This is a genomic window from Micromonospora sp. NBRC 110037 (genome assembly GCF_001652995.1).
In the GTDB taxonomy this organism is placed as follows: Bacteria; Actinomycetota; Actinomycetes; order Mycobacteriales; family Micromonosporaceae; genus Micromonospora; species Micromonospora chalcea.
Map to the genome: position 1 here is coordinate 62,626 of NZ_BBVA01000004.1, position 16,587 is coordinate 79,212.

Consider the following 16,587-nt stretch of genomic DNA (forward strand, 5'->3'; position numbering starts at 1 on the left):
GAGTATCCGTCCTGAGAGTATGAGGTGATGACGTGGCCGGTTTCGTCGGCAGGACGAGGGAGCTGGCCCGGCTCGACGGCATGTTGGCGCGCGTCGAACGCGGCGGCCGGGCGGGGCGCCCGGGACGGGCGCTGCTCATGCGTGGACGCCGACGGGTGGGTAAGTCCCGCCTCGTTGAGGAGTTCGTCGAGCGCGCGGGCGTACCCCACCTCTTCTTCACCGCCTCGGCGCAACCCACCCCCGCCGCCGACCTGCGGCTCTTCGTCGAAGCGGCGGCCGGCTCGACGCTCCCTGGAGCGGGTCTGTTCGCCGGACAGGCGCCGGCCACCTGGGACGCGGCTCTCACCCTCCTCGCCGCCGCGCTGCCCACGGATCAGCCCAGCGTCGTCGTGCTCGACGAGATGCCCTACCTCATCGCCACCGATCCCGGCTTCGAGGGCACCCTCCAGAAGGTCTTCGACCGGGAGCTGTCCCGTCGGCCGGTCCTGCTGATCTGCGTCGGCTCGGACCTGGCGATGATGGAGGCGCTCAACGACTACGGCCGCCCGTTCCACCAGCGCGCGACCGAGATGGTCGTGCCGCCCCTGAGCCCCGGCGACGTGGCCGAGATGCTCCAGTTGCCGCCGGCGGATGCCATCGACGCGTACCTCGTCACCGGTGGCCTGCCGCTCGTCCTCGACGACTGGACCCCCGGCGAGACCGTGCGCGACTACCTCGCCCAGGCCGTCCCGGACCCCACTTCCGCGCTGCTCGTCAGCGGGGAACGGGCCCTCGCTGCCGAGTTTCCGCCGCAGTCCCAGCCGGGGGTGGTGCTGCGCGCCATCGGCTCCGGGGAGCGCACCTCCTCCTCCATCGCGCGGGCGGCCGGCGGAATCCCGCAGGCGTCGCTGCACCGCGCGCTCCGACTGCTGACCGACAAGCGGGTCGTGGAGGCCGCCCTCCCGCTGTCCACCCGTCCGTCGCGCGAGACCCGCTACGTGGTCGCCGATCCGTATCTCCGCTTCTGGCTCGCCTTCCTCGACCCCTACCTCGCCGAGATCGAGCGCGGCAGAGGGGATCTGACGCTCGCCCGCATCCATTCGTCCTGGACCTCATGGCGAGGGCGTGCGGTCGAGCCGGTGATCCGGGAGTCCCTGCGGCGGCTGCCGCCGGGGAGCCTGCCGTCCGGGACGGCGGAGGTGGGCGGGTACTGGACGCGTACCAACGATCCCGAGATCGACCTGGTCGGCGGCGATCGGAGCCCGGTGGCCAAGCGGATCACGTTCGTGGGCTCGGTCAAGTGGCTGGAGAACGGCGCGTTCGACGGTCACGACCTGGCCCGGCTGCTTCACCACCGCGCCCAGCTACCGGGTGCCGACGACGACACACCGGTCGTCGCGGTGGTGCGCAGTGGCCGTGCGGTCGACGGAGTCACCGCGCTCGGGCCGGCCGAACTGCTCGCCGCGTGGCGGGATTGAACTGCTGCCGTCATCCGGCCGTACCAGTGGTCGAGGATGTGGTGCGGCCGTTCCGCCGCACCGCTGCCGAACTGCGGGAGGCCTGCCGTGCGAGTTGGTGAGCAGTCGACGGATCCCATCGACCAGATCCTGGGCGAGGTGCCGGTACCGGCGCCGTTGACCCCTGAGGACGTCCGCCTCGCGGTCCGGGCGGTGGTGGTGCACGCCGCCGAGGAGTGGCCCGCGGGGCCGAAGTGCCGCAACGACGGTTCGTCGTTCCCCTGCCGGTTGCATCGCTGGGGCCGGCGCGTGCTGGAGACACACGGTCTCAACGACCGCCAGATCGACGCGCTGATCCGGCACGGCAACCCGTTCGTGCACGTGCCCTTCCCGTTCGTGCTGACCGGACCGTCCGGCGCCCGTCCCGCCCCCGGGCAGGCCGCCCGCGGTCAGACGGCGCGACCGGGCGTACCCGGTCAGGTCGCGCGGCCCGGCGTACCCGGTCAGGCCGGCCGCCCTGTGCCCGGACAGCCGGCCCGGGCGGTGCCGGGTCAGGCCGCCCGCCCCGCCGCGGCGCAGGCGGCGCGCGGTGCGGTTCCGCGGGCCGCCGCGCCGCCGGTGCGGCCCGGTCTGCGGCCGGTCGCCGGGCGGTCGGCTCCCACCGCCCGGCCCCGCTGGCCCCGGGCGAGCTGACGCCCGGCGCCCGGTTCCGGTCGCGCCGACGCCCCGTCGCGGAGTGGCGTCGGTCGCGCCGGAGCATGCCGACGGCGGCCCGGACGGGGAGCCCCCACCCCCGGTCCGGGCCGCCGTCACCGCATCACTTGACTCCGCAGTCCGGTGCGGACCAGCCCTTCGTGTTCGACGACTTGTCCCGGTTGTTCTCCCGCCGCGAGTCGACGTGCGTGTGGTCGTCGTGGTCCGGGTAGCCGGGGCCGTAGATGCCGCTGAAGCCCCGGCTGCGGGCCGAGCGGGCGATGTCGCAGAGGCTGCGGTGCTTGGCGATCAGGTCGGCCGCGTTGCCGTAGAGGTGCTGGCTGTCCGCGGCGCCGCCGACCTGCCGGTTGCAGGCGATGCTGCGGAACCCGCTGGTCACGTAGAGCGGCTTGTCGCCGAGGCTGCGCCGCAGCGCCTCCAGCTTCCACATGGTGCGCAGCGCGTTCTCCCGGGTGGCCGACGCGGAGAGCGGGCCACCGGCCCACCCGCCCTTGCCGCAGCCGTTGTCCAGCTCGGCGTAGCTGAAGTGCTTCGGCGTGCAGTCGCTGTCCTTCTGCAGGTCGTAGATCCTGGCGAACGTCTGCGGCCCGGCCACGCCGTCGGCGCGCAGCCCGTACGCGGTCTGGAAGCGCTTGACCGCGGCGGCCGTCTCCGGGCCGTACACGCCGTCGACCCGGACGATGCCGCCGTACGCCGCCCAGCCGGCCACCCGGATCTGGAGCTGCCGGACGTCGTCGCCGGAGCTTCCCTGGGACAGCGTCCGGTTCCAGGTGTAGCAGCCGTCGGCGTGCGCCGGTGGCGCGGCCACGACTGTCGCCACGGCGGCCCCGGGCAGGGCCAGCGCGAACGCGACCGCCGCCCGCTTCAGGGTGTTGACGCGCACAGAGTCCTCCCGATGTCAGAGCGGAACTGGGATCCGACGGGCACATCGACCGGTACGTCCCGTCCCTATCACCGTGACAGGTACGAGGATTCTTCGTGGTGATTAGCGGAAATTGTTCTCACATCGCCCGGTTGCTGGGTATTGGCTGTGAATACTGCCTGTTTGCGTACGCGCTGCCGGGTGTCGCCCGTCGGACGTGACCGGTAACGTCTGCTCCCGGACCGGGCGGCGACCTCGACGGGCGGGGAGGTGGGCGTTGGCGCGTGGCGGCGTGTTCTGCGTCGAGGGGCAGTGGCACCGCGACCTCAACGAACGCGGGTCCGTCCTGCCCACGCTCGATCTGCTGGAGCGGCTCGGCCGTATCCGCTACATCCACAAGGACGCGGCCACCCGCGACGAGCTGTTCTACTTCGTCGACCGCTGGCTGCTCAAGCAGTACGCCGACCACCGGGTGGGCTTCTTCGCCATGCACGGCGAGCCGAGCCGGCTCTGCCTCACCGACTGGGACTCGGTCGAGCTGTCGGACGTGGCCGAGCGGATGGCCGGCCGCTGCGAGGGCCGCCGCCTCTACTTCGGCAGCTGCTCGGTGCTGCGCGCCTCCGACGCCACGCTGCGCGAGTTCCTCGACGTCACCGGCGCGGCGCTGATCTGCGGCTTCACCCGCGAGGTGGACTGGGTCGAGTCGGCCGCCTTCGAGACGGTGCTGCTCGACGTGCTCGCCAACGGGCAGCGGCACAACGCCGCCGAGCTGCGGATGCGCTCGGCGCACTGGGCGCCGCTGGCCGCGTACCTCGGTTTCCGGGTGATCTACGCCAACGGCCGCGCCTGGCGGCCCTCGGCCCGCCCGCGCGTGCCGGAGCAGGTCACCGCGCAGCGGTCCGCCGGCCGCCCGCGCTGAGAACGACGGACATGCCTGGTAGAACCGAGGCATGGCACGCAGCATCGCGAAGAACACCCGGGTCGACCGGGACGCCCTGATCGAGTTCCTCCGCCCCCGCCACCACGTCGTGCTCATGACCACCCGCTCCGACGGGCGCCCGCAGTCCTCCCCGGTGGCCTGCGGGGTGGATGCCGAGGGCCGGCTGGTGATCTCCACCTATCCCGAGCGTGCCAAGGTCGCCAACATCCGCCGCGACCCGCGCGTCTCCGCGTGCGTGCTCTCCGACGACTGGAACGGCCCGTGGGTGCAGGTCGACGGCGTGGCCGAGGTGCTCGACCTGCCCGAGGCGCTGGAACCGCTGGTCGAGTACTTCCGCAGCATCTCCGGCGAGCACCCGGACTGGGACGAGTACCGGTCGGCCATGGTCGCGCAGGGCAAGTCGCTGATCCGGGTCACGATCGAGTCCTGGGGCCCGATCGCCACCGGCGGCTTCCCGGCCCGGCTGGCCGACTGAATCAGTACGCGACCGTGAACCGGGCGTTGCCGAAGCGCGGATCCTCGATCTCGTCGACGATCGCCACCGCCAGGTCCTCGTAGGTGAGCACCGAACGGCCCTGCGCGTCGGTCACCGGGTGGTCGGTGCCGGTGCGGTAGTGCCCGGTCCGCTCGCCCGGGTGGAACTCCAGCGGCGGCGGGGAGACGTACGTCCAGGTCACCCCGTCGGCGCTGGACCTGTAGAACTCCAGCGCGTCGGCCTGACCGTGCGCCGAGTCCCGGTACTCCTCCGGGAAGTCCGGCTCGTCCAGATACCGGGTCCCCTTCGGCGTGAGCAGCGTCGAGCCACCGCCGACGTGGATCACCCGAGGTGGGTCCGGCAACTCACGCAGCGTGTCGACCAGCGTCCGCGCGGCGTCGCGCCACAGGGCCCGCTCGCCGCCGCCGATGGCCACCACCAGCACATCCGCGTCCTCGGCCAGTTCGCGTACGCTTCGCGCCGACGTGGCGTCGCCGGTCACCGTGCGTACGCCTGGGGGTAGGTAGCCGACCGCCTCCGGACGCCGCACCGCCGCTGTCACCCGGTGCCCCCGCTCGACCGCCTCCGCGGCGATCCGCGAGCCCGCCGTCCCGCCGGCGCCGAACACGACGATGTCGCTCATGCCTCACAGGCTAGGCAGCCTGCCGGCGGGCGGCGGGAGTTCCGCCGAACCGGCTCAGTCGACGATCGCCGAGTAGACGAGCTGGCGCAACTGGCTGCGCAGCGGGTACGTGCTGGACGGCATCAACTGGGTGAACAGCAGCGCGGTGACCTCCTCCACCGGGTCCACCCAGAACGCGGTGCTGGCCAGGCCGCCCCAGTAGAACTCGCCGACGCTGCTCGGCACCCGCGACGGCACCGGGTCCAGCACGACCGCGAAGCCCAGCCCGAAGCCGACCCCGTCGAGGATCGTCTCGGCGAAGCCCTCCGGCGAGAACGAGGCCAGGTCCCGGTTGCCGGGCAGGTGGTTGCGGGTCATGAAGCGCACCGTGCGCGGCCCGAGCAGGCGCACCCCGTCCAGCTCGCCGCCACGCAGCAGGAACTGGGTGAACCGGTGGTAGTCGGCCGCCGTGGAGAGCAGCCCGCCGCCGCCGGAGTGCCACGTCGGCTCCGCCAGCGCGGCCCGGCCCACCCCGTCGGCGCGTACCGCCTGACCGGTCGCCGGGTGCGGGGCGTAGAGCGCGGCCAGGCGTTTCGCGTCCGCCGCGTCCACCCACCAGCGGGTGTCGGTCATGCCCAGCGGGCCCAGGATCCGCTCGGCGAAGAACGCGTCGAGCGACTGCCCGGAGATCACCTCGACCAGGCGGCCCAGGACGTCGGTGGAGACGCCGTAGTTCCAGCTCGTGCCCGGCTGGAACAGCAGCGGCAGCCGGGCCAGCCCGGCCGAGGCCGCCGCCAGGTCCGCGCCCGGCGGCACGCCCAGGTCGAAGCCCGCCGCCCGGTACAGGCCGTCGACCACCGACACCTGGGCGAAGCCGTACGTCAGGCCGGCGGTGTGGGTGAGCAGGTGCCAGATCCGGATCGGCTCGACCGCCGGCACCGTGTACGGCTTCAGCACCGAACCCCGGTCGTAGACCCGTACGTCGGCGAACTCCGGCAGCCAGCGGCTGACCGGGTCGTTCAGCTCGAGCCGGCCCTCCTCCCAGAGCATCATCGCGGCGACCGAGGTGATCGGCTTGGTCATCGAGTAGATGCGCCAGAGCGTGTCCGCCTCGACCGGCGTACCGGCCTCCCGGTCGCGCAGCCCGTACGTCGAGGAGTGGGCGATCTCGCCCCGGCGGGTGACGACGATCTGCCAGCCGGCGAGCCGGCCGTCGTCGACGTACCGGGCGAAGTGCTCGTCGATCCGCGCCAGCCGGGCGGGATCGAGGCCGACACGTCCGGGGTCGGTGCTCACGGTGACACTCACGACCGCGAACCTACCCGCAGGTACCGCGGCCGAGAAGTGTCACTACTGTCGGTGGCATGCCGGAGCCGGTCGAGGACGTCACCTACCGCCAGGAGGACTGGTACGCCGAGGAGTTGGCCGACAGGCACTTCGTACGGTGCGAGTTCTTCCACGTCGACCTGACCGAGGCGGTCAGCCGGGGCGCGGTCTTCACCGACTGCGTGTTCGGCAACGTGGCGTTCAACGCCTCCCGGCACACCGACTCGGCGTTCACCAGGTGCTCGTTCAGCAAGTGCAACCTCTTCGAGGCCGAGTTCACCGGCTGCAAGCTGGTCGGCAGCACGTTCGACCGCTGCGACCTGCGCCCGCTGCGGATCGACCGGGGCGACTGGTCCTTCGTCACGCTCGCCGGCGCCGACCTGCGCGGGGCACGGATCACCGACGTACGGATGCGGGAGGTCGACCTGACCGGCGCCGACCTCACCGGCGCGACGCTGACCGGCGTGGACCTCTCCGGCGCCCAGTTGCACGCCGCCAAGCTGATCCGGGCCGACCTGCGCGGCAGCGACCTGTCCGCGCTCGACCCGACGGCGGTGCAGCGTGCCGGCGCGCGGATCGACGCCGAGCAGGCGGTGATGCTGGCCCAGGCGCTCGGTTTCCAGGTCGGCTGAAAGCTGCCGCGGGTTGTCAGGTTTCCCGGCCAGAATCGGGCGCATGACATGGTGGTCCGATCTGGTGGCGGCCGAACCCGAGTTCGCGGCGCGGGTGCGCGCCCGCTTCGCGGTCCGCAAGCACGGCACGATGGCGACGCTGCGGCGGGACGGTTCGCCGCGGATCAGCGGCACCGAGTTCGACTTCGGTGACGACGGGCAGCTGCGGCTGGGCAGCATGGCCGGCGCGGTCAAGGCGCTCGACCTGCGCCGCGATCCTCGGGTGGCGCTGCACAGCCCGACCGAGGACGCCCCGCCGGACGACCCGTCCACCTGGGACGGGGACGCGAAGATCGCCGGCCGGGCGCACGAGGAGCAGCCCGCCGAGGACGGCTCGCACAGCTTCCGGATCGAGCTGACCGAGGTGGTGCTCACCCGGGTCGGCGACCCGCCCGACCACCTGCTGATCGAGAGCTGGCACCCCACCCGGGGCCTGCGCCGCCGCACCCGCCACTGACGCCACCCACCATCCCGCCCCCCGGGGCGCCCCACCCCCGCCCCGCTCCCGTCGATCATGAAGTTGACGGCATTCCGCGCCCGAAATGTCCCCGCCAACCTCATGATCAACAGGTTGACGAGGGTGGGCGCGCCGGCCGGGGGAGATCTTGGAAGGAAATGGCTCCTATGGGGACTGCTCCTATGGGGACCTGAATCTTCCAAGATCTGGTCCGTGGGCGGGTTGGCGGCGTGGGGTGCGTGGGAATTGCGAGGGCGGATGCCTTCTGCAAGATCGCGTTCTGTGTCATCCTCCCTACGGCGAGCCACGGGGCCGGGCCGCTCGCCGCCGGTGGCCGAGGAGGGTCGGTGGCTGAGGACGACATCGCGCGGACCGGAATCCGGGTCGGGGGTTGGCTGCCCACGCCGGACGAATCGGCAGACGCGCCGGCGCGGCCCACCGGTCCACGCCGCCTGCCCGGGAACACCGACCCCGGCGTGTCCCGGCCGGTGACGCCCCCGGACGCCGAACGCTCACCTTCCGGCGCGGACGATCCGGTGCCGCCGGTCGACCTGGATCCGCCCGGTACCGCTGTGTGGCCGCCTCCGCGCGCCGGCGGACCGCCGGCTCCCGACCTTCCGGCCGCCGGCCCGCTCCCGGCCGACACGCCCGCCCCGGGCGCGCTTGCCCCGGGCCCGCTTGCCCCGGGCCCGCTTGCTTCGGGTCCGCTTGCTTCGGGCGCGCTCGCTTCGGCGCCGCTCGCTTCGGGCTCGCTCGCTCCGGGTCCGCTCGCTTCGGGTCCGCTCAGCCCGGGTGCGCCTGCTCCGGGTCCGCCCGGCTCCGGCACGCCCGCTCCGGGTTCGCTCGGCCCGAGGCCACTCGTCACCGGGGCGGCTGCATCGGCCGTCCCCGAGTCGCGTTCGAACCCGGCCGGCGGCCGGGTTCCGCTGGTCGGGCCGCCGCCGATCGGACTGCACCTGTCCGCTCCGTCGCCGGTCCGGCCCGCTTCCGATCCGGCCGAACCCGGCCCGCCGCAGGTGGCCGAAACAGAAGCGAGACCGGGCCGGCACTCCGCCCGGGAGAGCATCCCGGCGCGCCTGGCCGATATGACCAGCGGGATCGGCCACCTGACCAGCGGGATCGGCGACCTGGCCGGCCGGATCGGCGATCTGGCGGGCGGGATCGGCGTCCGGCTGCGCGACGCGGCGCGAACCAGGCTGCCACTCGGCCCGACCCGGCCCCCGGCCGACGCCCCGGCCACCCGGGTCGCCGTGGCCCGGGCCCGTCGTCGGCGCCGGCGCGCCGTGCTGGCGGCGGTGGCCGTGACCGGGCTGGTGGCGGCGCTGGCGTACGCGAGCCGGTCACCCGCGCCACCGTCGAACCGGGAGACGTCGCCCGTGGCGGCGCCGAGCGATCAGGCGCCCGACCAGGCGCCCGATCAGGCGCCGGCCGACCCGGTGTCACCCGGCGGGCCGCTGCTCGACGTGGACCTGGCGCCGCTGCCGGGGGCGTTGTCGCTCACCGCGCTCGGTACGCGGGACTGGCGGCACTGGGGCGGTACCGGCGCGGACAGCTTCCATCGCAAGGCGGGCGGCACCGGCGAGATCCAGGATCCGGGTGGCGAGCGGCTGGAGCACAACGCGGGTGCCTGTGATCTCCAGTGGACCGACGGTACGCCGACAGCGCGCCAGGAGGGCACCCGGGCGGGTGTCTTCCAGCGCGGCGCCGGGAAGAGCTTCACGCTCGGGGTGGCCGGGAGCGGGGACCTGCGCACGGTCCGGCTGTTCGTCGGCACGTTCTCGGCCGGCGCGCGGCTCGACCTGACGCTGTCCAGCGGCGGCGATCCCGTCGTCCGTGAGGTCGCCCTCGCCGCGGGCGACCGCTTCTACCAGTACGTCATCCGCTTCCGGGCGGCCCCGGGGGAGCGGCTGCTGATCAAATGGCAGGCCCTGACGGTCACCGGCGCGCAGAACGACGGGGTGGCGCTGCAGGCGGTCACGGTAAGCTGAGCGGCCGGTCCGGCGAGCGGCCGCCAGGTAACGAACTGGAAACGCCCGTCACTCGACATATGGCGCAAAGAGCCGTCCGGTGACACCGTGAAGCCCGTCGCGCACCAGTCGTATCCGGCGGTGTCGTGACCGAAGTGGAGGGTGTGGTGGGCCAGGAGGACCGTCCGCGTACCGGCCCCGGCTCGCATCGGCACGGCCTTCCGCGTACCCGCTCCGCGCTGCGGCGGCTGCGCCGTCGGCGTCGGCTGATGCTGGAAGGGCTGGCCGCGTTCCTCTGCCTGGCGGCACTGGCGCTCTACCTCGGCGTCGAGCGGCACGACGCGCCACGCGAGGAGCACGCCCGGCTGCCGGCCGCGCCGCCCGGCCGGGTCGGGCTGCCGAACGAGGCCGACGACACGGTGGCCAATCCGGGACTGCGTCCCCGGCAGCGGCCACCGTCGCCGAGCCCGACGCCGTCCACGCCGTCGCCGTCGCCGACGAGCGCGCTCCCGCCGACAGTCACCGTGACCCGCGCCGAGGTGCCCGCCACCGTCGACCTCACCGCCGTGGGCACCACCGACTGGGTCCACTGGGGGCTCACCGGCGCCGACCGGACGGTCCGCAAGCGGGGCGGCTCCGGCGAGATCCGCGACGAGGGCGGCCGGGGGCGGCGGCAGAGCTTCAGCAACAACCCCGAGGCGTACGCCTGGCGCGACGGCAACCCGGTCGCGTCGGCGAGCGGCACCATGTCCGGCGTGTACGCCTGCCACCGGGGCAGCGGGTTCAACCTGGCGGTGGCCGCCGACGGGCAGCAGCGCACGGTGCGTCTGTACGCCGGGCTCTGGATGGCCCGTGGCCGCCTCGACGTGCGTGTCTCCACCGGCGGACCGGTGACCACGCTCCGGATGGAGGACCCGCACACCGCGCTCACCACCGAGTTCACGATCAAGTTCCGCGCCCAGCGTGGCGCGCGGCTGCTGCTGAACTGGACGGTGGAGGAGTCGCTCGGCGACTGCGGCAACGTCAGCCTCCAGGCGGTGGCGCTGCGCTGAGCGGGGACAGTTTGTCCGTCGCGTACCCGGCACGGCGTCGTAGGTTTCCGTTGTTGCCGTCCGACCATCCCCTGTGGAGGCACGACCGATGACCGGCCCTGCTCCCGTCGTCCCCGCCCGCCCCCGCGCCGACGGTGACGTGCTGCGCGAGATCCCGATGCCGCCGTACGTGACGGTCGAGGACGTCCAGTTCGCGGTGCGCGCGGTGGTGGTGCACGCGCCGCGGACGTGGTCGGGCGGGACCATCTGCCGCAACGACGCCAGCCCGCACCCGTGCCGGCTGCACCGGTGGGGTCGCCGGGTGCTCACCCTGCGCGGGCTCCCACCGGCCGAGATCGACGCGCTCGTCGAGCGGGGTGACCCCGCCGCCGGCCCGCAGCCGCGCCGCCCCGGCGCCTAGCACCCGGGCGGTACGGCGCCGGTCAGCAGAGCGCCGGTTTGACCCAGGAGCACTCCCGTCCCTCCGGTACGCGCGGTGACTCCGGCGCGGCCGGCACGGTACGCCGGGCGGTGGCCGTCTCCCTCTCGGTGTACGCGGCCAGGGCGATCGCGATCTGATCCTCCAGCCCCTTCACCGACGAGGTCAGGTAGTTGTTCAGCACGATCGAGAACGCCAGCAGCCGGCCGTCCGCACTCGTGACGTAGCCGGAGAGCGCTGACGCGCCGGTCAGGCTGCCGGTCTTGGCGTGCACGTTGTTCGCGGCGGCGGTGCCGCTCATCCGGCTGCGCAGCGTCCCGCCGACGAGCCGGTTCGGGTTGCCGGCCACCGGCAGCGCGGCGTACCAGGTGTCGAACCACGGTTCGGCGCGGACCGCCGAGAGCAGCGTGACGAACTGTCCCGGCGGGACGAGGTTGCGCCGGGACAGGCCGGAGCCGTCACGTTGGCGCAGCGTGCCGGTGTCCACCCCGGTGTCGCCCACGTACCCGCTGATCGCGGAGAGCCCGGCGGCCCAGGTGCCGGAGCCGGAGAGCTGCCGGCCGAGTTCCTTGGTGAGCACTTCGGCGTGGCCGTTGTTGGAGAGCTTGAGGAACGGCACCATGAGGTCGGTCAGCGGCATCGAGTCGTGCCGGGCCAGCGGCTTGGCCGTGTCCGGGGTGGCGGCGCCGAGCACGGTCCGCCCGAGCACCCGTACGCCGTGACGGCGCAGCGCGGACCGGAACACGTCGGCCGCGTACCCGGTCGGTTCCCAGACCGTCACCCAGTCGCTCTCGGTGGCCTGGCCGAGCGCGATCTGGCCGGTGACCACCACTGTGTTGCCGCCGTGCTCGCGCTCGAACGAGATGGTGGTCTCGCCCTCGGTCACCGTCTCGGCCCGGTTCTCGATGCGCAGCCAGCCGTTGTCCGGAGTCATGGTGATCTTCGGTCGGGCGCCCGCCCGCGTTCCCGGCGCGGCGTGGACGATCACCGTGCCGGCGTCGTAGTCGGTGTCCGGGGCCACGGTGAGCGCGGACACCTGGGCGGCGTAGTAGTAGGGCTCGTCGTCCCAGGTCCAGTCCGGGCCGAGCCGGTCGCGGTCGTACCGGGTGTCGTCGGCGACCAGGTTGCCCGCGACGACCCGTACGCCGGTCGCGGCGACCTGCGCGGCGAGCCGGTCGTAGTCGGCGGCGAGGATGGTGGGGTCGCCTCCGCCGCGCAGGTAGAGGTCGCCGGAGAGCATGCCGGCGTGGCGCGGCCCGTCGGCGCTCACGTCGGTGGTGAACCGGTGGCCCGGTCCGAGCAGTTCCATCGCCGCCGCGGAGGTGAACAGCTTGGTGTTGGAGGCCGGGATGAGCCGTCGCGTCCCGTTGCGGTCGTACAGCGTGCGGCCGGTGGTGGTGTCGACGACGACCACGCCCGCCTGCGCGCCGTCGAGCCGGCTGTCGGCGAGGACGGCGTCGATGGTGGCGTGCAGCCGGGTCTGCGCGGGGGTGGGCGCTTCGGCAGTGGCGGTGGTGGCGCCGGCGGTGGCCGCGGTGGCGACCAGCACCAGCACCGCGAGCGCCCGGGGGAATAGGCGACGATGCATGTGCCGATGCTGCCATGGAGATTTCCTGCGGGAAAGACTCCGGTGTGAAAGGTTATCGCCAGGAGACGTGGCGCGCACCGCGCCGTCTCTGCCCCCAGCCTAGGGATTCGCCGGGCCGAGGGAGGGAAAAGACCTGTACGTGGGCCTTGTCGCCCGCGCGAATCCCGACATCCAGCCATGAGGAGTTCAGCGATGCTGACCATGACCGACAACGCCGTCCTGGTGATCCGTGACCTCGCCGCCCAGCAGGACGTGGCCGACGCCGGTGGGCTGCGCATCGCCGCCGACACCGAGGCCGGTTCGCTCTCCATCGAACTGGTGCCGGAGCCGGTGCGGGGCGACCAGGTGGTGGACACCGAGGGGGCGCGCATCTTCCTCGACTCCGACGCCGCCGAACTGCTGAACGACACCTCGGTGGACGCGGTCGTCGACGACGAGGGCGTGGTGCAGTTCGGGTTCACCGAGAAGGAGTGAGTCAGCCGGCGCGGCGGGACTCCCCGCCGCGCGGCGAGCGGCCGGTACGTCCCCGTTCCGGGACGTCCGGGTCGGCCCACCACGCCCGGCCGCGCTGGTCCCGTTCCGGTCGGACCAGTGCGGCCAGCACCTGCGCCAGGTGGTGCGAGGTGCTCCACGCGATCCAGTTGGCCGGGGAACCTGCGCCCGCGCCGCGCCGGGCCCGCCGGACGATCTCGTGGTCGCCCCAGGAGAAGCCGGCCCCGGCTGCCGGCCAGTGCGCGGCGGCGGTCACCGTGCGGCACAGGTCGGCGAAGCGCTCGTCGCCCCGCCCGCCGCGCCGCGACCAGCGGTAGACCCACCACGCGTCGTCGGTTGCCCAGCGCAGCGTGGGAACCCGGTCGACCGGCTCGTCCGCGCCGCGTACCGCGCAGCTCACGCCGTAGTCGCCGTACCCGAGGTCCAGGTCGGCCAGGCGCTGCCAGAGCGACCAGTCGTACCGGTCCAGCCGGACCGGCTCGTCCACCGGAAGCCGGGACAGGGCCGGCGGCATCCCGCCGGCCGCCACCGTCACCGAGCGCCAGGCGTGCCGCCGGGCCCATTCCGCCGCGCGCCGCACCCGTGGCTCGGCCAGCCGGACGTCCGCGGTGCAGCACACGTCCTCCGCGTCGAGCAGCAGGTCGCACTGCTCCGGCATCAGGCCGGTCAGCCGCCACACCCGCTCCGCGGCGGCCGTCGCGGCGTCCGGCCCGCTTCGGTCCGGGCCGGTGCGCAACCGGACGACCGCGTGGTGCGCCCAGGCCCGTGCCGCCGCGCCGTGCGCGGCCAGCCGCCGGTCGCTGTCCGTCAGGCCGATGACCGGCGCCAGCGGTACGCCCCAACGGACCGGATCGTGTTCCGGGGTGTCCGGAAGCGCCGACACGTCGACGGCGGGCAGCAGCCCGTCCGGCAGTCGAGCCAGCGAGTCCTTGATGGACGGCGCGCCCGCCGCGACGTCGAGAACCGGTGCGAGCAGCGGGGTGGAGCCTCCGTCGAGATGGGACAGCGCCTCCAGCTCACCGCGCCGCGCGGCCAGCACCGGGCGGTAGACCGGGCCTCGGGGCGACTGCACCATACTTAAATGTAGCCAGCCGATCGCTCTGCGTCATGTTGTGAACGTTTTCGCAGGTCAGAGCCGTTCGCTGTCAGTGATCGGACACTTCATCGGCTGGTTGCCGGGCGGTGCGCCGACATAGCGTCGGAATCATCGAGGGTGACCGCCGCCGATCGCCCGAACGCGCACGAACGCCTCCGGCCGGCGTACCGGCGGGAGAGAGGATCACCATGCCCAGCCGCAGAGGTAGGAGGGAAACCACCGGCCAGCCGATCCCGAGCATGCGGGAGGCCGCACGCGCCGACACCGAGATCAACTCGTGTTCGCCGGTCGGGCTGCCGGCCACCGCACGGATGCTGTTCGCCGTGGTCGACGCCGACGGAAAACTCGTCCGCGGGCTCGGCGCCACCTCGGCCACCCGGCTCGCCGCCGGGATGTACCAGGTCGCGTTCGACCAGGACGTGGCCGGAGCGGCGTACGTCGGATCGGTGGGCCCCGCGACGGCGAACGGGCTGGTCCCGCAGGGTGTCATCACCGTCGCGCCGCGCTCGGGTATCGCGAACGCCGTGTTCGTCGAGACGCACGGCACGAGCGGGCACGTGGACCGTCCGTTCCACCTGGCCGTGCTGGCCTGACCGGACGCGCAGACGAGCGCACGGCGCCGCACGACCTCCGGTCGTAACGTCGCCGCGCTCCGGCCGTCTCCCACCGCCGCAGCCGTACAGGCGGTACGCCAGCGGGGACTTGGCTCGACCGGCCCGTCCCGCACCGGTCTTGTCGGCAGCACATGCCCCTTCTCCGGGGATCCAAACCGGATCGGCGTGGGGAATTCCACCATCTGCGACTCCCGGCGTGGCGGGCGCGTGATCGGGGTATGAGCGGGCCATGGAGCATTTCACTATCGCGACAGTCGCCGAGAAGAGTCCCGACTTCCGCCGCGTGCTCTGGACCGGGGAGCACACCCAGCTGGTCATCATGACCATTCCGCCGGGCGGCGAGATCGGCGAGGAGGTCCACGAGGGCATCGACCAGATCCTCACGTTCGTCAGCGGCACCGGCGAGGCCCGGGTGGCCGGCGAGAAGAAGGAGGTCGTCTCCGGCGACCTCGTGGTCGTCCCGGCCGGCACGAAGCACAACTTCGTCAACACCGGGCCGAACCCGCTGGTGCTCTACACCGTCTACGGCCCGCCGGAGCACGCCGACGGCGCGGTGCACAAGACGAAGGAGGAGGCGGACGCCGCCGAGGAGGCCGGCGAGGACGAGCCGCCGACGTCCTGACGCCCGGTGCGCACGTGTTAAGCGGGGGCCCCTGCTCTACCGGAGACGTTAAGAAGGGGCCCCTCCTTGCATCAGGCCGGGGTATTTCAGGCCGGCGCCGGTGTTCAGCACCACCACGCGCTCGCCGGGACGGATCCAGCCACCGGCCCGCAGGTGCCGGGCGGCGGTCAGGCAGGCCGCGCCCTCCGGGCAGAGCAGCAGCCCCTCGCGGGCGGCGAAGTCGCGCAGGTCGGTGAGGATCTCCGCGTCGTCCACGGCGATCGCGGTGCCGGCGCTCTCCCGCAGCGCGGACAGGATCAGCTCGTCGCCGAGCGGGGCGGGCACGGTGATGCCGAACGCGACGGTGCGCGCGTCCTCCCACGGGGTGACGCGGTCCTCGCCGGCCGCGAACGCCCGCACGATCGGCGCGCATCCGGTGGACTGCACCGCTACCAGCCGGGGCAGCCGGTCCTCGACCCAGCCCAGCTCGCGCAGCTCGTGCAGCGCCTTGTGGATGCCGATCAGCCCGACGCCCCCGCCGGTCGGGTAGACGATCACGTCGGGCACCTGCCAGCCGAGCTGCTCGACGATCTCGTACCCCATGGTCTTCTTGCCTTCGAGGCGGTACGGCTCGCGCAGCGTGCCCGCGTCGAAGATCCGCCCGTCCGACCCGGCGATCAGCTCGGCGATGTCCCGGCCGGCGTCGTTGATCAGGCCGTCGATCAGCCGCAGGTCCGCGCCGGCGGCGAGGCACTCCTCCCGGCAGATGGTCGGCGCGGCCAGCGGCATGGCGATCGTCGCGCCCATCCCGGCCCGCGCCGCGTACGTGGCCCAGGCCGCCCCGGCGTTGCCGTTCGTCGGCATCGCGATGTGCTCCACGCCCAGCTCCCGGGCCCGGCTCACACCCACCGACGCGCCCCGCGCCTTGAACGACCCGGTCGGGGTCAGCCCCTCGTCCTTGACGAGCAGATCCGCGATGCCGATCTCGTGGCCGTACGCGGGCGCACGCCACATCGGCGTCCAGCCCTCGCCGAGCGTGGTGACGCACCGGGGATCGGCCACCGGCAGCAGCTCCCGGTAGCGCCACAGGTCGGCCGGGCGCAGCCCGAACTGCTCCGGGGCCACGGTGGCGGCCACCTCGGCGAGGTCGTAGCGCGCCAGCAGCGGTGAGCCGCAGCCGCACAGGTTCTGCAACACGTCGGCCGGATGGTCACGACCGCAGCGCGGGCACTCCAGGTGCGTCAGGTGCACGGTGG

Annotated in this window: 18 protein-coding genes; 12 read left to right on the top strand and 6 right to left on the bottom strand. The window is 73.4% G+C overall.

Translation table 11 applies throughout. From position 1 onward, the window contains the following. The first annotated feature begins 32 nt into the window (after positions 1–32). Together A4R25_RS13240 and A4R25_RS13245 are read left to right on the top strand one after the other, a co-directional pair. The gene (locus tag A4R25_RS13240) at positions 33–1,457 is read left to right on the top strand and encodes a DUF234 domain-containing protein (protein ID WP_231915514.1); all 1,425 of its coding nucleotides are present in this window, start codon (positions 33–35) and stop codon (positions 1,455–1,457) included. Positions 1,458–1,544: 87 nt separating this feature from the next. Further along, the gene (locus tag A4R25_RS13245; RefSeq protein ID WP_064446910.1) at positions 1,545–2,129 is read left to right on the top strand and encodes a hypothetical protein; all 585 of its coding nucleotides are present in this window, start codon (positions 1,545–1,547) and stop codon (positions 2,127–2,129) included. A 124-nt stretch (positions 2,130–2,253) separates the two neighbouring features. Here the strand turns inward: A4R25_RS13245 and A4R25_RS13250 are convergent, their stop codons facing one another. Next, complete coding sequence (locus tag A4R25_RS13250; protein WP_043326248.1) at positions 2,254–3,033, bottom strand: D-Ala-D-Ala carboxypeptidase family metallohydrolase; 780 nt, start codon at positions 3,031–3,033, stop codon at positions 2,254–2,256. Positions 3,034–3,289: 256 nt separating this feature from the next. Between A4R25_RS13250 and A4R25_RS31470 the strand changes: the two genes are divergently transcribed. Both A4R25_RS31470 and A4R25_RS13260 read left to right on the top strand, forming a co-directional pair. Beyond that, the gene (locus tag A4R25_RS31470) at positions 3,290–3,931 is read left to right on the top strand and encodes a DUF6642 family protein (protein WP_043326246.1); all 642 of its coding nucleotides are present in this window, start codon (positions 3,290–3,292) and stop codon (positions 3,929–3,931) included. A 31-nt stretch (positions 3,932–3,962) separates the two neighbouring features. Next, a complete protein-coding gene (locus tag A4R25_RS13260; protein WP_030272926.1) occupies positions 3,963–4,427 on the top strand; it encodes a PPOX class F420-dependent oxidoreductase in 465 nt (154 codons plus the stop codon). 1 nt (position 4,428) lies between these two features. Here A4R25_RS13260 and A4R25_RS13265 read toward each other — a convergent pair whose 3' ends face one another. Together A4R25_RS13265 and A4R25_RS13270 are read right to left on the bottom strand one after the other, a co-directional pair. Then, positions 4,429–5,070 carry an NAD(P)-dependent oxidoreductase gene (locus A4R25_RS13265; RefSeq protein WP_043326240.1) on the bottom strand — a complete coding sequence of 214 codons (642 nt, stop codon included), beginning with the start codon at positions 5,068–5,070 and terminating at the stop codon, positions 4,429–4,431. Between the two features lie 54 nt (positions 5,071–5,124). Next, the gene (locus A4R25_RS13270; RefSeq protein ID WP_064446911.1) at positions 5,125–6,357 is read right to left on the bottom strand and encodes a serine hydrolase; all 1,233 of its coding nucleotides are present in this window, start codon (positions 6,355–6,357) and stop codon (positions 5,125–5,127) included. A 56-nt stretch (positions 6,358–6,413) separates the two neighbouring features. On the opposite strand from A4R25_RS13270, the gene A4R25_RS13275 reads away from it, so the two are divergent. The 5 genes from A4R25_RS13275 (at position 6,414) to A4R25_RS13295 (ending at position 10,922) form a co-directional block, all read left to right on the top strand. Continuing rightward, on the top strand, positions 6,414–7,007 hold the full coding sequence (locus A4R25_RS13275; protein WP_064446912.1) for a pentapeptide repeat-containing protein: 594 nt from the start codon (positions 6,414–6,416) through the stop codon (positions 7,005–7,007). 43 nt (positions 7,008–7,050) lie between these two features. Next, positions 7,051–7,503 (top strand): pyridoxamine 5'-phosphate oxidase family protein, encoded by a 453-nt coding sequence (locus tag A4R25_RS13280; RefSeq protein WP_043326236.1) that lies wholly within the window; start codon positions 7,051–7,053, stop codon positions 7,501–7,503. Positions 7,504–8,588: 1,085 nt separating this feature from the next. Next, positions 8,589–9,491 carry a hypothetical protein gene (locus A4R25_RS31795; protein ID WP_231915515.1) on the top strand — a complete coding sequence of 301 codons (903 nt, stop codon included), beginning with the start codon at positions 8,589–8,591 and terminating at the stop codon, positions 9,489–9,491. 125 nt (positions 9,492–9,616) lie between these two features. Further along, entirely contained in the window at positions 9,617–10,522 is a 906-nt protein-coding gene (locus tag A4R25_RS13290) for a hypothetical protein (protein ID WP_231915516.1), read from the top strand. Positions 10,523–10,610: 88 nt separating this feature from the next. Then, complete coding sequence (locus A4R25_RS13295; protein WP_043326231.1) at positions 10,611–10,922, top strand: hypothetical protein; 312 nt, start codon at positions 10,611–10,613, stop codon at positions 10,920–10,922. 22 nt (positions 10,923–10,944) lie between these two features. Here A4R25_RS13295 and dacB read toward each other — a convergent pair whose 3' ends face one another. Beyond that, positions 10,945–12,528, bottom strand: a complete 1,584-nt coding sequence (gene dacB / locus A4R25_RS13300; RefSeq protein WP_043326229.1) for a D-alanyl-D-alanine carboxypeptidase/D-alanyl-D-alanine-endopeptidase — start codon at positions 12,526–12,528, stop codon at positions 10,945–10,947. 192 nt (positions 12,529–12,720) lie between these two features. Between dacB and A4R25_RS13305 the strand changes: the two genes are divergently transcribed. Beyond that, positions 12,721–13,002 (top strand): iron-sulfur cluster biosynthesis family protein, encoded by a 282-nt coding sequence (locus tag A4R25_RS13305; protein ID WP_030501863.1) that lies wholly within the window; start codon positions 12,721–12,723, stop codon positions 13,000–13,002. A 1-nt stretch (position 13,003) separates the two neighbouring features. Here the strand turns inward: A4R25_RS13305 and A4R25_RS13310 are convergent, their stop codons facing one another. Then, the gene (locus tag A4R25_RS13310) at positions 13,004–14,095 is read right to left on the bottom strand and encodes a hypothetical protein (protein WP_064446914.1); all 1,092 of its coding nucleotides are present in this window, start codon (positions 14,093–14,095) and stop codon (positions 13,004–13,006) included. A 209-nt stretch (positions 14,096–14,304) separates the two neighbouring features. Between A4R25_RS13310 and A4R25_RS13315 the strand changes: the two genes are divergently transcribed. Continuing rightward, entirely contained in the window at positions 14,305–14,709 is a 405-nt protein-coding gene (locus A4R25_RS13315; protein WP_043326228.1) for a hypothetical protein, read from the top strand. A 250-nt stretch (positions 14,710–14,959) separates the two neighbouring features. Next, positions 14,960–15,352, top strand: a complete 393-nt coding sequence (locus A4R25_RS13320) for a cupin domain-containing protein (RefSeq protein WP_013284343.1) — start codon at positions 14,960–14,962, stop codon at positions 15,350–15,352. 48 nt (positions 15,353–15,400) lie between these two features. Here A4R25_RS13320 and A4R25_RS13325 read toward each other — a convergent pair whose 3' ends face one another. Next, entirely contained in the window at positions 15,401–16,582 is a 1,182-nt protein-coding gene (locus tag A4R25_RS13325) for a threonine synthase (RefSeq protein ID WP_064446915.1), read from the bottom strand. Between the last annotated feature and the right edge of the window lie 5 nt (positions 16,583–16,587).

What these genes read in the sequence shown, in the direction of transcription:
- A4R25_RS13310 (WP_064446914.1), bottom strand. Translation starts at nt 14,095, where the DNA reads ATGGTGCAGTCGCCCCGAGGCCCGGTCTACCGCCCGGTGCTGGCCGCG.
- A4R25_RS13265 (WP_043326240.1), bottom strand. Translation starts at nt 5,070, where the DNA reads ATGAGCGACATCGTCGTGTTCGGCGCCGGCGGGACGGCGGGCTCGCGG.
- dacB (WP_043326229.1), bottom strand. Translation starts at nt 12,528, where the DNA reads ATGCATCGTCGCCTATTCCCCCGGGCGCTCGCGGTGCTGGTGCTGGTC.
- A4R25_RS13305 (WP_030501863.1), top strand. Translation starts at nt 12,721, where the DNA reads ATGCTGACCATGACCGACAACGCCGTCCTGGTGATCCGTGACCTCGCC.
- A4R25_RS13315 (WP_043326228.1), top strand. Translation starts at nt 14,305, where the DNA reads ATGCCCAGCCGCAGAGGTAGGAGGGAAACCACCGGCCAGCCGATCCCG.
- A4R25_RS13295 (WP_043326231.1), top strand. Translation starts at nt 10,611, where the DNA reads ATGACCGGCCCTGCTCCCGTCGTCCCCGCCCGCCCCCGCGCCGACGGT.
- A4R25_RS13320 (WP_013284343.1), top strand. Translation starts at nt 14,960, where the DNA reads ATGGAGCATTTCACTATCGCGACAGTCGCCGAGAAGAGTCCCGACTTC.
- A4R25_RS31795 (WP_231915515.1), top strand. Translation starts at nt 8,589, where the DNA reads ATGACCAGCGGGATCGGCCACCTGACCAGCGGGATCGGCGACCTGGCC.
- A4R25_RS13280 (WP_043326236.1), top strand. Translation starts at nt 7,051, where the DNA reads ATGACATGGTGGTCCGATCTGGTGGCGGCCGAACCCGAGTTCGCGGCG.
- A4R25_RS13260 (WP_030272926.1), top strand. Translation starts at nt 3,963, where the DNA reads ATGGCACGCAGCATCGCGAAGAACACCCGGGTCGACCGGGACGCCCTG.
- A4R25_RS13275 (WP_064446912.1), top strand. Translation starts at nt 6,414, where the DNA reads ATGCCGGAGCCGGTCGAGGACGTCACCTACCGCCAGGAGGACTGGTAC.